The 13,839-nt window shown below is 38.1% G+C and carries 12 protein-coding genes; 10 read left to right on the top strand and 2 right to left on the bottom strand.

All coding sequences use genetic code 11. The features are described 5' to 3' along the window. The first annotated feature begins 233 nt into the window (after positions 1 to 233). On the top strand, positions 234 to 1,670 hold the full coding sequence (locus tag ACRD69_RS08010; protein WP_430814545.1) for an MATE family efflux transporter: 1,437 nt from the start codon (positions 234 to 236) through the stop codon (positions 1,668 to 1,670). 864 nt (positions 1,671 to 2,534) lie between these two features. Beyond that, the gene (locus ACRD69_RS08005; protein WP_430814544.1) at positions 2,535 to 4,589 is read left to right on the top strand and encodes a hypothetical protein; all 2,055 of its coding nucleotides are present in this window, start codon (positions 2,535 to 2,537) and stop codon (positions 4,587 to 4,589) included. Positions 4,590 to 4,658: 69 nt separating this feature from the next. On the opposite strand, the gene ACRD69_RS08000 is transcribed toward ACRD69_RS08005, so the two are convergent. Further along, positions 4,659 to 5,162, bottom strand: coding sequence for a sigma-70 family RNA polymerase sigma factor (locus ACRD69_RS08000; RefSeq protein ID WP_430814543.1), 504 nt, complete (start codon positions 5,160 to 5,162; stop codon positions 4,659 to 4,661). Between the two features lie 466 nt (positions 5,163 to 5,628). Between ACRD69_RS08000 and ACRD69_RS07995 the strand changes: the two genes are divergently transcribed. From ACRD69_RS07995 to ACRD69_RS07980, 4 genes are read left to right on the top strand one after another with little or no spacing between them, the layout of a single operon-like run. Next, positions 5,629 to 5,841, top strand: coding sequence for a DUF4492 domain-containing protein (locus ACRD69_RS07995; RefSeq protein ID WP_430814542.1), 213 nt, complete (start codon positions 5,629 to 5,631; stop codon positions 5,839 to 5,841). A gap of 11 nt (positions 5,842 to 5,852) precedes the next feature. After that, positions 5,853 to 7,448, top strand: a complete 1,596-nt coding sequence (locus tag ACRD69_RS07990) for a cytochrome ubiquinol oxidase subunit I (RefSeq protein WP_430814541.1) — start codon at positions 5,853 to 5,855, stop codon at positions 7,446 to 7,448. Between the two features lie 20 nt (positions 7,449 to 7,468). After that, positions 7,469 to 8,584, top strand: coding sequence for a cytochrome d ubiquinol oxidase subunit II (locus ACRD69_RS07985; protein WP_430814540.1), 1,116 nt, complete (start codon positions 7,469 to 7,471; stop codon positions 8,582 to 8,584). An 11-nt stretch (positions 8,585 to 8,595) separates the two neighbouring features. Beyond that, the gene (locus ACRD69_RS07980; RefSeq protein WP_430814539.1) at positions 8,596 to 8,730 is read left to right on the top strand and encodes a hypothetical protein; all 135 of its coding nucleotides are present in this window, start codon (positions 8,596 to 8,598) and stop codon (positions 8,728 to 8,730) included. Positions 8,731 to 8,786: 56 nt separating this feature from the next. Here the strand turns inward: ACRD69_RS07980 and ACRD69_RS07975 are convergent, their stop codons facing one another. Next, positions 8,787 to 9,515, bottom strand: coding sequence for a CDP-alcohol phosphatidyltransferase family protein (locus tag ACRD69_RS07975; RefSeq protein WP_430814538.1), 729 nt, complete (start codon positions 9,513 to 9,515; stop codon positions 8,787 to 8,789). Between the two features lie 161 nt (positions 9,516 to 9,676). Here ACRD69_RS07975 and ACRD69_RS07970 point away from each other — a divergent pair, with 161 nt between their 5' ends. From ACRD69_RS07970 to hisC, 4 genes are all read left to right on the top strand, one after another. After that, positions 9,677 to 10,069, top strand: a complete 393-nt coding sequence (locus ACRD69_RS07970) for a bacteriohemerythrin (RefSeq protein ID WP_430814537.1) — start codon at positions 9,677 to 9,679, stop codon at positions 10,067 to 10,069. A gap of 386 nt (positions 10,070 to 10,455) precedes the next feature. Continuing rightward, on the top strand, positions 10,456 to 11,316 hold the full coding sequence (gene hisG / locus ACRD69_RS07965) for an ATP phosphoribosyltransferase (RefSeq protein ID WP_430814536.1): 861 nt from the start codon (positions 10,456 to 10,458) through the stop codon (positions 11,314 to 11,316). Positions 11,317 to 11,413: 97 nt separating this feature from the next. Then, positions 11,414 to 12,700: a histidinol dehydrogenase gene (gene hisD, locus ACRD69_RS07960; protein ID WP_430814535.1), complete on the top strand. Its 1,287-nt coding sequence runs from the start codon at positions 11,414 to 11,416 to the stop codon at positions 12,698 to 12,700. A 93-nt stretch (positions 12,701 to 12,793) separates the two neighbouring features. Then, positions 12,794 to 13,837, top strand: a complete 1,044-nt coding sequence (gene hisC / locus ACRD69_RS07955) for a histidinol-phosphate transaminase (RefSeq protein ID WP_430814534.1) — start codon at positions 12,794 to 12,796, stop codon at positions 13,835 to 13,837. The last annotated feature ends 2 nt before the right edge of the window (positions 13,838 to 13,839 follow it).

The following is a 13,839-nucleotide window of genomic DNA, read 5'->3' as shown; positions in this document are numbered from 1 at the left end:
CATATTCATATCCGACCAATAGCGTCTGCTATATCTTCTAAGAAGGTCGTCTCATTGTATCAATTCATTTCATTTTTTATTTAACAAATTAATTAAGGAGGATTCTACCATGATGACACTAGCTGTTTATCCTGTAATCGTGTGCAATTGCACCCCATTGTTTTATGCATCAGATGCATTCTTTAAAACAATAATTCATTCAAAATTCATGTTACGACAAAAATTAAAACACGATGACTAAGCAAAATAGCAGTATATTATTGCGAAAACTAAATAAGAATAAATTGAGTAATATCTGGAACGATTTTAAAGACGCTTTAGCCGGAACTTCTCATGATTATACCCGGATTCCATTAAGTAGAGCCGTATTTTTACTGGCTATACCAATGGTGTTAGAGATGATCATGGAATCGGTATTTGCAGTGGTTGATATTTACTTTGTAGGTAAATTGGGAGCCGATGCCGTAGCTACAGTTGGTATTACCGAATCTGTTCTGACAGTTATTTATGCCATTGCTTTTGGTCTGAGCATGGCAACAACAGCCCTGGTTTCGAGGCGTATTGGAGAAAAAAATGAACAGGAAGCTTCGAAAGAAGCGCTTCAGGCCATCATAACAGGAATCGCTATTTCTTTGATAATTGCCATTCCGGGAATTGTGTTCGCCAAAGATCTCTTGCGTTTGATGGGTGCTTCAGCCATCATAGTTGATGAATTATCCACCTATACATCGATCATGTTTGGAGGTAATTTGGTGATCATGCTTCTGTTTATTAATAATGCGATTTTCAGAGGCGCAGGAGATGCGGCGATAGCCATGCGTGTTTTGTGGATTGCCAACGGGCTGAATATGATCTTGGATCCTATACTGATCTTTGGCATCGGACCATTTCCTGAACTGGGTATAGCTGGTGCTGCCGTGGCAACAAATATCGGACGAGGAATTGCGGTTGCTTATCAACTATATATCCTTTGGAAAGGTAAAGGACGAATCCGTTTGTCAGGTTTAAAGCTTGCCATAGAGTCACAACGCATTAAGCATCTTCTCAAAATTTCATTGGGTGGCATCGCTCAATCATTGATCGCGACTTCAAGCTGGATTTTTCTGGTTCGAATTATTTCAAATTTTGGAAGTGAGGTAGTGGCAGGTTATACCATTGGCATACGGATAATTTTATTTTCGTTGTTGCCATCGTGGGGGCTTAGCAATGCAGCAGCGACTTTGGTAGGTCAAAACCTGGGGGCTCGTGAGCCTGAACGGGCTGAAAAAGCGGTTTGGGGTGTAGCACGTATTAATTTAGTTTTCCTGGGGTCATTAAGTATTTTATTCATCGTCTTTCCCGAATGGTTTGTACGTTTATTTACCGATGATCTTGCGGTCATTCACTCCGGTAAACAGTGTTTACGAATTGTCGCCTATGGATTTGGTTTTTATGGAATAGGCATGGTGATGACACAGGCTTTCAATGGAGCAGGCGATACCAGGACTCCGACCCGTATAAATATAATTGCCTTTTGGATGATTGAAATTCCACTGGCTTACGTGTTAGCCTTGCAAATAGGCTGGCAGGAAGAGGGAGCTTTTTACGCGATAATTATTGCCGAAGCCGCGATGACATTGTTGGCAGCATACCTGTTTAAAAAAGGACGGTGGAAAAAGGAGGCTGTATAATAGGTTTAGAACGAGCACTAATTGCATTATAACAGAGCCTGGCGATAGTTGGTCATTCAGAATCACCTACTGATGTTGACTCCTGCCATAGAGTTCAGGTCATCAACTACTGTTGAGTGAGTCCTGTAATTGAAGTTGTGGTTGAAAACAGGCAGGCCCTATATAACCTAGTGTATGGATGTGCACTAATATACCAGTCAGGATTCAATATCCTGACAGGTATATACGTAGTAATTATTAAAAGACTATTCAATAATTCTACCCACCATACAAGTACCTGAATCAACTTGTAACTATTCCCGGAAAATTGATCATATCCATTCAAATGAGCAATTTAACGACAAATAATCCAAATAGGTTGTTGCTAGTTGTGTTTAACAATAATTCAACTTGCTGAATAATAAACAGGAAGAAAGTAAGAAATATTTGCCTTCAAGTATCTTCGGAAACATTTGGGGTTTCTTCGGTAATTCCTGAAGTCTTCTTCGGTAATCCTTCGACACCTCTTCGGTAATTCTTCGGTACTGCTTCGGATCAACCTCGCTCCTGGCGAGGTTGATCCCGAAGAAGGCCCCTAAATGGTATGGATCGGAGCCCTTTCCACTAAGAGGTGGCCAGCTATGTTATTTTATGTTATTTTGATAAATATGAGATGCGTTTTTTGAGCCATCCTGTACCAATTGTCCAAGAGTTTTACCATGCTCTTACATTTAATGTAGTCACCTTTATAGAGACTATTCATTGGTTTTAGTAAGCATCATTTTTAAGGTTGTTATCCGCAATTCCTGTCAAATGTCTTGTTATTATACGTCTGATTTGTATAGCTTTGATGAATAACAATCTGTTTTATTCAAATCATATCTCATGAAAAAATACCTATTATTGATGGTGATGACGGCATTTTTCATTTCTTGTCAACAACCTTGTACGAATGAAAATAAACAAGCTGAGATCGCCAATATTACGAATGCGCGTATTGATGCCACCGTTTCAAGCCTGTCTGAAAAGCATCCTGATGCCAATGTTGAAATGATTAAACGAGGTGTTAAGCATGCAGCATCTCTTTGGCGAACTGTTGATGGAGATGAGGCTGATTTTCAGGCTTTCTGTGAAAAGCAATTTGTAGCTGATGCAGCACAAAAGGAAATAATGTTTGACAAAGTTAGTCGCAATCTGGAAATCTTATATGGTCATTTCAATAAGATCAGCCTTGACTTGCAGCGTCCTTTGCATGAGCCAATGGGAGATATCATTGATATTGATAAGGCCTTTGGTGGCTTTAGTGCTGGCTCACACCTTACATCTGATCTGTATAGAAATAAACTGGCTTTTACCATTGCTTTAAATTTTCCATATTACAGTTTAACTGAAAAAGAAGCGAATGCATCAAGCTGGTCTCGTCAGGAATGGGCCTATGCTCGTATGGGCGATGTTTTTACGGCAAGGATTCCAGCCGAGATCCTTCAAAATGTGTCTGAAGTTAGTTCTGCCTCAGAAATGTATATTGCCAACTACAATATTTACATGGGCCAACTGGTAGATGAGCAAATGAAGACTCATTTTCCTGAAGATATGGTGTTGTTGTCACACTGGAATTTGCGTGATGAAATAAAATCTCATTATAGCAAAGGAACTGAGGGGCTTGAGCTGCAGGCAATGGTTTACGAAGTAATGAAACGTATCATCAATCAAACCATACCTAAAGATATTATCAATAGTGGCGAATATCAATGGAATCCATATACGAATGCCGTTTATAAAGACGGACAAACTGTTGAATTGGAAAGCGAACCATTTGCACGATACCAGCAAATTATCAATAACTTTCATGCTATGCGTGAAATGGACGCCTACTCACCTTTAAATACGGCCATAAAACGTGCGTTTGCGGGCGGTATGGAAATTACACAAGCTGACGCAGAGAAGTTATTTGTGGAATTTATGTCTGCAGAAGAGTTAAAGCTGGTTGGCGAGTTAATAAAAAAACGTTTAGGTCGTGATTTAAAACCCTGGGATATATGGTATGATGGATTTAAAGCCCGTAGTTCCATTGATGAAGATGCGCTAAATAAAATTACTCGTACACGCTATCCAGATGCCAAAGCTTTGGACGATGATTTGGCGAATTTGTTATTGAAGCTGGGTTTTACAAAGGAGAAAGCTGTTTTCTTAGCTGATCGCATTGATGTTGATCCGGCTCGTGGTTCAGGTCATGCATGGGGCGCATCAATGAAGGGAGAAACAGCTCATCTTCGAACACGTATTCCTGATACAGGTATGGATTATAAAGGTTATAATATCGCGATCCATGAATTTGGTCACAATGTTGAACAAACAATATCGTTATACGATGTTGATTATTATATGCTGAATGGGGTGCCAAATACTGCTTTTACAGAAGCATTAGCTTTTATTTTCCAAAAGCGTGATTTGGAGTTGCTTGATATGAAAAACGATAATCCGGAGAAAGAAGCCTTGCAAACACTGGATAATTTTTGGTCGACCTATGAAATTATGGGTGTTTCTTTATTGGATCAACGTATGTGGAAATGGTTATATGCTAATCCTGATGCTACTGCTGAGCAATTAAAAGTTGCTGTTGAAGATATTGCTATTGATATTTGGAATGAATTCTATGCACCTGTATTTGGGGTAAAAGATCAGCCAATATTGGCTATATATTCTCATATGGTCAACAGTCCGATATATCTATCCAATTATGCATTTGGTCATTTGATCCAGTTTCAGGTTGAGCAGTACCTGAAAACAGCTGATTTTGCACCTGAAGTAGAGCGATTATTTAAGATTGGTTCTATTACACCTAATGCCTGGATGCAAGAAGGATTGAAGGAAGATATTTCAATAGTTTCAATCATTGATGAAGCAGGTAAAGCAGCTCATAAGATTGGAAAAAATTAATGAGGTTGATGGAAATAAAAAAAAGGTAAGCCACTGGCTTACCTTTTTTTGTGTTTTATATTTTAACAGTTAGTCAATGGCTAACTCGATCATCTTTTGTAGTTTCTTACGGCCAAAGAAAATACGGCTTTTCACTGTACCAATTGGCATGTCAAGTTGTTCTGCAATTTCTTTATACTTGTAGCCTTCCATATGCATTGTTAACGGTTGTTTAAATTCTCCTTCCAATTTACCCATCTGTGTTCTGATTTCACCAGTATAATGGATAACATCAGGAGTATCATCCGTATAGTATTTGTTTGAAAGGTAGTTAACCTCGTCGACCAACATTGGTGCCTGGCGCATCTTGTACTTTCTGCGGTAGTTGTTGATAAACGAGTTACGCATAATTGTATGCATCCATGCCGAGAAATTGGTGTTCATTACAAATTTTTCTCTTGATGAGAGGGCTCTAAAATTTGTCTCTTGAACTAAATCATTGGCATCTTCTTCGTTAGCCGTTAATGTAAGGGCATAGCTAAACATTTTTTGTTGGAGCCCCAATAATCGATGGTTGAATTGTTCTGCGGTCATCTTGTTGGGTTTTTTGTTTAACAATTTTGATTTACTTCAACACAACGGTTTGGGTGTTTAACAGTTGGATATTCGTAAATCATTATTAAATTAGTTATTATAATTCGTTAATGCAACTGATACTCTGTATTTGAATATTAAAAGGTAAAGAGGTAATCAAATACTCAAATACGAAGTAAAGATGAACAAAATCGTTTTAACTTCCAAATTTGTTTAATGAATATCAAGTAGAATTAATCACATTTAACCTTTAATTAATACGAAGAGTGTAGTTGTAACGTATTAATAATCAATATTAAGCTTGTATTAATTCTTAATTTTAATTTTTTTTCACATTTCTTGAAAAGAATTAATTGACTTCATTGGTTGTATATTAAGTTTGACTGAAAGCGACATTTGTCGTGTTTCGTTTCAATTAAAGTAACTATTTTGCTGTGGAATTGTGAAGAATGGAGATTAGAGGAAAATGCATGTTATAAAAAAGATTTACCAGTTCTACCTGGATGGGTTTAAAAATTTATCACCGTGGGCCCGAACTTTATGGGTGATCATTTTGATCAAGTTATTTATCATGTTTGCAGTATTGAGGTTATTCTTTTTCAGAGATACACTCAAAAACAGGTACAATACTGATGAAGAGCGGGCTAATCATGTTATAGAGGAGTTAATAAGTCATTAATTAAATACAAGATGTTAGAAAATATCGATTTGTCACTCGTCAATTGGTCGAGGGCACAATTTGCGCTTACAGCTATGTTTCACTGGCTGTTTGTCCCCTTAACCCTGGGACTCAGTTTTATCATTGCGTTCATGGAAACCATTTATGTGAAAACAGGTAATCCTGAATGGAAACGCATTACAAAGTTCTGGATGAAACTGTTTGGAATTAATTTCGCCATCGGAGTGGCTACAGGAATAATCCTGGAGTTTGAGTTTGGTACGAACTGGTCAAACTACTCCTGGTTTGTTGGTGATATATTTGGTGCCCCTCTGGCCATTGAAGGTATCATGGCTTTCTTTATGGAAAGTACATTTATCGCTGTTATGTTTTTTGGCTGGGGTAAAGTCAGTAAGAAGTTCCACCTGACGGCTACCTGGTTAACAGCTGCCGGGGCTAATTTGTCGGCCTTATGGATATTAGTTGCCAATGGTTGGATGCAGAATCCGGTGGGGATGAAATTCAATCCGGAAACGGCTCGTAATGAGATGGAAAGCTTTTGGGATGTCTTCTTATCACCAACGGCCGTTACCAAGTTTTTACATACGACAACATCCGGTTATGTATTAGCAGCTTTATTTGTGGTTGGAATCAGCAGCTGGTTTTTACTGAAAAAGCGTCATGTTTTATTTGCTAAACGCAGTATAGTTGTTGCCGCTATTTTTGGATTGGTTTCTTCAGTTATGCTGATTGCATCGGGGGATGGATCAGCGCGAGATGTAGCTAAAACCCAGCCAATGAAATTTGCAGCAATGGAATCCCTATATGAAGGACAAAGACAAGCTCCTTTAATTGCAATTGGCTTATTTGGAAAAGAACATGATGATCCGATGAATCGGGATTCCGATCAGGAATTTTTAGTGAAAATTGAAATTCCGAACATGTTATCTTACCTGGCCTTTTTAGAGGTCGATGCGTTTGTGCCGGGTATTAAAGATCTGGTGTTAGGTAATGAGCAACATAACATCATTTCATATAAAGAGAAGATTTTACGTGGCTATGAAGCCCAGCAAACATTAAAAGCTTTTAAGGAAGCTAAAGGAGAAAACGAGCTTAAGTACAACGAGCTAAAAGCGAAGTTTGATGATAAAGAATGGATTGAAAACTACTTCAGGTATTTTGGATATGGTAATTATTACGACCCTGATCCTGAACAGTTGGAGTTAAATGCCTTTAAAATCGTTCCGCCAATCTCACTTTCTTTCTATGCGTTCCACATCATGGTAATTCTGGGCGGGCATTTTATGTTATTGTTTATGGTGGTGCTTTGGTTGATTTACCGTAAAAAGCTTGAGACAAACAAAGTAGTGCTATATACGGCATTATGGACCATTCCCCTGGCCTATATTGCAAGCCAGGCCGGCTGGATTGTTGCTGAGGTAGGTCGTCAGCCCTGGGTTATTCAGGATCTTATGCCTACCATGACAGCTGTTTCAAAAATTGATACAAGCTCAGTAATGATAACATTCTGGTTATTCACTATCACCTTTGTGGCTCTTGCAATTGCTGAAGTGAAAATTATGGTAAAACAAATTAAAAACGGACCAAAAGAAGGAGGACATAACTAATGTTTGGAGAATTATCACACTTGGCATTACAGCAATATTGGTGGATTATCGTATCACTTTTGGGCGCTTTATTGGTGTTTCTGATGTTTGTACAAGGTGGACAAACCTTGATCTACACCATTGGTAAAAATGATATGCAACGTACAATGTTAGTCAATACATTGGGTCGCAAATGGGAATTTACTTTTACAACTCTTGTAACATTTGGAGGGGCATTTTTTGCTTCTTTTCCATTGTTTTACAGTACCAGTTTTGGCGGTGCCTACTGGGTTTGGATGGCTATTTTATTTGCTTTTGTTTTACAGGCTATCGCATACGAATTTCGTTCTAGACCCAATAATGTATTTGGAGCCCGCACCTATGAAACTTTCTTATTGATCAACGGCTTATTTGGAACAGTATTGATAGGAACAGCTGTGGCGACCTTCTTTACCGGTTCGGCTTTTTCAGTTAATGAAATGAACCAATCACAATGGGAGTTAAAATCACATGGATTGGAGGCTGCCTTAAACCTGCATAATTTATCACTGGGATTAGCGGTATTCTTTCTGGCGCGTGTATTAGGGCTTCTTTACTTTATGAACAGTATTAAAGAGGAGGAGATTTTTACACGTTCAAAAAAACACCTGATCTATAATGCCATTCCTTTCCTGGTTTTCTTTCTGACCTTTGTTATTTGGTTGATGCTTCGTGATGGTTTTGCAGTTGATCCTGAAACACAGGTGGTATACATGGAATCATTTAAATATTTCAACAATCTTATCGCTATGCCTGTTGTTCTGATCTTATTTCTGATAGGAGTGGTGGGTGTATTGTTTGGACTTGGAGCAAGTATTATTAAGCCTGATTTTACCAAGGGTATCTGGGCTGCAGGTGCCGGAACAGTCTTAGCTGTCTTCAGCTTATTGCTGGTGGCAGGATTTAATAATACCTCCTTTTATCCATCTACATTTGATTTACAGAGTTCACTGACTATTCAAAACTCTTCATCAAGTCATTTTACTTTAACAGCAATGAGCTATGTGTCATTATTGGTGCCATTTGTTTTTGCTTATATCTGGTATGTGTGGAAGGCTATGAACAATAAACCAATTGACGAGGATGAAATGCAATCAGATGATGTTCACGTTTATTAAAATAAGAAGAGATGAAATATTTACATGAGATATTATGGTATTTGTCTTTACCATTAACAATAGTTATTAGTTACTATGCTGTTTTATTCGGGCTTAAAAAGTTTAATAAAATGAATGAGGCAGAGGAGCAGAAGAATAATGAATAAACAACAAACCCGGTATCGCACGATACCGGGTTTGTTGTTTATATGGCTAATGAATATTATTTAATCCCCAATACCCACTTGGCTGTAGATATAACTATATAATACAAAATAACAGCTGCAATTCCCCCAACGCCTAGCAAGGCTATAAACACGATAGCTAAAAACAACAATACAAATCGCTCTTTGTTTTCAACCCATTTCATGTTTTTAAACTTAAGTGAGAACATTGGTACTTCACTAATTAGCATGACAGAGAAAAAGCCGATAACAATTAATATAACTATGGGTGACAACCAGTTAAACCACTCAGGATTTTCTAGGAATTTGTATGCAAAAGCAGCAGTGAAGATACCGGTTGCTGTTGTTGTTAAACCCAGAAAGTTTTCTGTCTGGCGTGTGTCAACATTAAATTTAGCCAATCGTAATGCTGCAAAAGCAACCATCACAAAAGGTAAAAGAATAAATACTTGCTGTATGGTAGATAGTTGGAAAAAGTTAATAGCATAGCTGCCTGTTAACTGGTATTTAATTATTGTTGACCAAATAGCTGCCGGTGCTGCTCCAAAACTTATTAAGTCGGCTAATGAATCCAACTCTTTTCCAATATCGCTGTATGCCTTTAATGCCCGTGCTGCAAAACCATCGCTAAAATCAAAAAGGGCACCGGCGAATATTAGCCAAATGGCAATGTCAATGCGGGCATTAAGTGCGAAAAAGATGGCAATTACCCCGCATAGTACATTCAGGCTTGTTAAAAAATTAGGAATATGTTGTTTGAGATTCATAATGATGTATTTTTTCTCGAAAGTAAAGGAATCAGTGTGAGTTTCAAAATTTACGGGTTCAATTGGGGTAATTTATTAAAATGTAAATTTGAATAAAATATATGCGAAAAAGTAAAACAAGATTCTGTTTTGAACGTTGAAAGATGATAAAATTTCAGACTATGTGGACAAACGACTTATCAGTAGACAATGTAATGATTGATAATGAGCATAAACAACTATTTATGCTGATCGATAATTTTTATAAAGGAATAAAAGAGAACTCACCAAAAGAGCGACTGGAAGAATTGATATTGGGTTTATTCAATTATACTAAAACACATTTCAGGAATGAAGAAATTCATATGCGTAATATGAACTATCCTGATTTGGAGAATCATCAATCATTACACGCAAAATTTGTTGATCAGGTGAACAACTATTACGATCGATTGAAAGGAGGAAAACTGATATTATCAATCGAAGTGACAAACTTTTTGAAAGAATGGTTGGTCAATCATATAAAAGGCTCAGATCAACAGTATGCGGCATTTGAGCGTACTCAAAAAGCATGATGAATATCAATTAACTTTTAATTAATACAAATAAAAGCGAAAAATATTTGCATTTGTAAATATTGACATTACATTTGTATCGGATTAAAAAATACCAAATGGACAATTTTACACATCATCATCATCATTTATTCCTGCAAAGCTGGTAGGCGGTGCTTGATGTGTATGTAACAAAATATCAGGAAAAGGCTTATCAGAAATGGTAAGCCTTTTTTTATTTTATGCGAAACAAACAATGAGAACAATACAATTTCATATTCATCACCATCATTTCTTATTCCTCCGGATGAGCTAGGTTGTGGTGTCTGAAACTGAATCATATAAAGGCTTATCCGAATGAGGGTAAGCCTTTTTTATTTGCTAATATTTTAAATACAAAACATAACATGGAAACTAAATTAAGAATTGCGCTGCAAAAGAAAGGTCGATTAAACGAAGATTCAATGAAACTGCTTAAAGAAGCAGGAATTAAATTCAATGTTGGTAGTGGTAAACTGGTAGCTTCTTCGCCCAACTTCCCAATTGAAGTATTGTTTTTAAGAGATGACGATATCCCTCAAACTGTTGCTGATGATGTAGCCGATATAGGTATTGTTGGTGAAAATGAAATGGCTGAGAAGGGCTTTGAACTGAAAATTGCCAAGCGTTTAGGTTTTAGTAAATGCCGCTTGTCCCTTGCTATCCCAAAAGCTGAAGAATACACAGGCTTGTCATTTTTTGAAGGTAAAAAAGTAGCAACATCCTACCCTGTAATTCTTGAAAAATACTTTAAGGAGCAAGGTATTAATTCTGAAATACACGAGATCGCCGGTTCGGTTGAGATTGCCCCTGGCATTGGATTGGCCGATGGTATTTTCGATATTGTTAGTTCGGGAAGTACGCTGGTTGCTAATCGACTAAAGGAAGTGGAAGTGGTAATGAAATCGGAAGCTTTATTGGTAGCGGGAGCTAATTTATCTCCTGAAAAACAAGCTTTATTAGATGAGATGCTTTTCAGGATTGAATCGGTAATGGCGGCTAACTCAAACAAATACATTTTGATGAATGTGCCGAACGATAAGATTGATGAGATTGTTAAAATATTGCCCGGTATGAAGAGCCCTACTGTTTTGCCATTGGCTGAAGAGGGATGGAGCTCGGTGCATTCAGTGATTCAGGAAAAGAAATTCTGGGAAATAATAGGTCAACTAAGGGCAATTGGGGCAGAAGGGTTGTTAGTAGTGCCAATTGAAAAGATGATTTTATAGGTAGTGCCGTAGTTTGGTGAATGAATTAAATCAATAATGATCCCAATAAAGGGAGTAGCGATTAGCCATTGGCTGGTAGCTATAAGCTAATATTAAGATGCAAAAAGTTCTATATCCGCAAAGAGAAGCATGGGAAAAGCTATTGGAGCGACCAGATAATGGTTTGGAGGATGTTTATGATACTGCCAGGGGTATTCTTGATGATGTGAAACGAAATGGTGACGCCGCATTGTTAAAGTATACCCGTATGTTTGACGGCGCTGAATTAAAAGCTCTTGAGGTAACTGAAGAAGAAGTTGACGAAGCCTGCAAGCAGGTCAACAGCGAGCTAAAAGATGCTATTTTAGTAGCTAAACAAAATATTGAGACCTTCCACCAGTCTCAGAAAACTCAAAAAGAAGTAATTGAGACAATGCCCGGTGTTCAGTGCTGGCAAAAGAGCGTTGCGATTGACAGTGTCGGACTCTATATCCCGGGGGGTACCGCACCTTTATTTTCCACAGTATTGATGTTGGGTATACCTGCTAAAATCGCCGGATGTAAAAAGATCGTTCTTTGTACACCGGCCAATAATGATGGGAAGGTGAATCCTGCTATTTTATATGCTGCATCATTAGTGGGGATCGATAAGGTTTTTAAGCTTGGTGGAATTCAGGCCATTGGAGCTATGGCATATGGTTCAGAGACGGTTCCTTCGGTGGCTAAAATATTTGGACCGGGTAACCGATTTGTTACTGCAGCCAAGCAGTTGGTCAGTTTAAAAGATGTGGCCATTGATATGCCGGCAGGCCCTTCTGAAGTGATGGTACTTGCAGATGATAGTGCTGATGCAACTTTTGTAGCTTCTGACCTGCTATCTCAGGCTGAACACGGAGCTGATAGCCAGGTGATTTTTGTGACTAACAGCGAAAACTTGCTGTATGAAGTAGAACAAGAGGTAGAGATGCAATTGAAACAACTTCCAAGGAAAGATATTGCTGAGAAAGCCTTGGCTAATAGTCGCCTGATTGTGCTGGAAACTACTGAAGAAATGTTGGATATATGCAATCAATATGCTCCTGAACACCTTATTATTTCTATGCGTGAAGATGAGTTGATTGGTAATCAGGTATTAAATGCAGGATCGGTTTTCCTGGGTAATTATTCTCCAGAAAGCGCAGGTGATTATGCATCAGGTACCAACCACACTTTACCTACGCACGGATATGCCAATGCGTTTAGCGGCGTTAATCTTGATAGTTATATGAAAAAGATAACCTTCCAGAAAATAAGTGCCTTTGGCCTGGCTAAATTGGGACCATCCATTGAAGTGATGGCCGAAGCAGAACAATTAATGGCGCACAAAAATGCCGTTACAGTTCGATTAAAGAAAATGGAGAATTAATTAGATCCAGAGAACAGTATGCATCGTGCATGGTACATATTGCGCGATGCATAAGTATTATTGGATATAAGATTTTACTACTTAATACCAACTATGAAAGCACTTAATCAGTTGTTAAGAACAAACATACAAAACCTTAAACCATACTCATCGGCACGCGACGAGTTTACAGGGGAGGCCGCAGTTTTTCTTGATGCCAACGAAAATCCTTTTAATCAGCCCTACAACCGCTATCCTGATCCATATCAACGAATGGTTAAGGATAAAATTGCAGAGCTTAAAGCTGTTCATGCTGCTAACATCTTCCTTGGGAATGGAAGTGATGAACCAATTGATTTATTATTCAGGGCTTTTTGTGAGCCCGGTATCGATAATGTTGTTTCGATCGATCCGACTTATGGAATGTACCAGGTGGCTGCAGATATTAATAACGTGGAAGTTAAGAAAGTACTTCTGACCCGCGATTTTAAACTGGATGTGGAAGAGCTATTGGTGCAATGTGATGATAACACCAAGCTGATGTTTATTTGTTCGCCAAACAATCCAACTGGTAATTGCTTTAACGAAGAGGATATTGTTCAGCTAATAAAACGCTTTGAGGGAATTGTGGTGCTTGATGAAGCCTATATTGATTTTGCACCCGACAAAAGCCTGCTGCCAAAATTGGATAAGTATCCAAATCTGGTGGTTTTACAAACATTTTCAAAAGCATGGGGTATGGCTGGTATTCGTTTGGGTATGGCTTTTGCATCTCAGGAAATTGTAGGCGTACTAAGTAATATCAAATACCCTTACAATATTAATGTGCTGACACAGGAAAAAGCCTTGGAGCTATTGGAGCGTGAATCGGATAAGAATGAATGGGTCAAACAGTTGTTGGCAGAAAGAGAGACGATGGCTCAGCGATTAGAGCAATTGACTTTTGTAAGAAAAGTATACCCTTCTGATGCCAATTATATTTTGATAAAGGTACTTGAGCCAAGGGCGGTTTATGATTTTCTGGTCACTAAGCAAATCATTATCCGCGATCGCTCAACGGTATCATTGTGCAAGGGATGTTTGCGTATTAGCATTGGTCAACCTGCTGAAAACAGCTTGTTATTGGAAGCATTATCTTTATATGGCAAAAATCAATAGAT

The sequence above is a fragment of the Carboxylicivirga agarovorans genome (genome assembly GCF_050589845.1).
GTDB lineage: Bacteria > Bacteroidota > Bacteroidia > Bacteroidales > Marinilabiliaceae > Carboxylicivirga > Carboxylicivirga agarovorans.
Note: the sequence above shows the minus strand (reverse complement) of the source record. Positions and strands in the feature narration are given on the sequence as shown.

Excerpts from the sequence above, each read along its gene's own strand:
- ACRD69_RS08005 (WP_430814544.1), top strand. The coding sequence starts at position 2,535 with ATGAAAAAATACCTATTATTGATGGTGATGACGGCATTTTTCATTTCT.
- ACRD69_RS07990 (WP_430814541.1), top strand. The coding sequence starts at position 5,853 with ATGTTAGAAAATATCGATTTGTCACTCGTCAATTGGTCGAGGGCACAA.
- ACRD69_RS08000 (WP_430814543.1), bottom strand. The coding sequence starts at position 5,162 with ATGACCGCAGAACAATTCAACCATCGATTATTGGGGCTCCAACAAAAA.
- ACRD69_RS07975 (WP_430814538.1), bottom strand. The coding sequence starts at position 9,515 with ATGAATCTCAAACAACATATTCCTAATTTTTTAACAAGCCTGAATGTA.
- ACRD69_RS07995 (WP_430814542.1), top strand. The coding sequence starts at position 5,629 with ATGCATGTTATAAAAAAGATTTACCAGTTCTACCTGGATGGGTTTAAA.
- hisG (WP_430814536.1), top strand. The coding sequence starts at position 10,456 with ATGGAAACTAAATTAAGAATTGCGCTGCAAAAGAAAGGTCGATTAAAC.
- hisC (WP_430814534.1), top strand. The coding sequence starts at position 12,794 with ATGAAAGCACTTAATCAGTTGTTAAGAACAAACATACAAAACCTTAAA.
- ACRD69_RS07980 (WP_430814539.1), top strand. The coding sequence starts at position 8,596 with ATGAAATATTTACATGAGATATTATGGTATTTGTCTTTACCATTAACA.
- hisD (WP_430814535.1), top strand. The coding sequence starts at position 11,414 with ATGCAAAAAGTTCTATATCCGCAAAGAGAAGCATGGGAAAAGCTATTG.
- ACRD69_RS08010 (WP_430814545.1), top strand. The coding sequence starts at position 234 with ATGACTAAGCAAAATAGCAGTATATTATTGCGAAAACTAAATAAGAAT.
- ACRD69_RS07970 (WP_430814537.1), top strand. The coding sequence starts at position 9,677 with ATGTGGACAAACGACTTATCAGTAGACAATGTAATGATTGATAATGAG.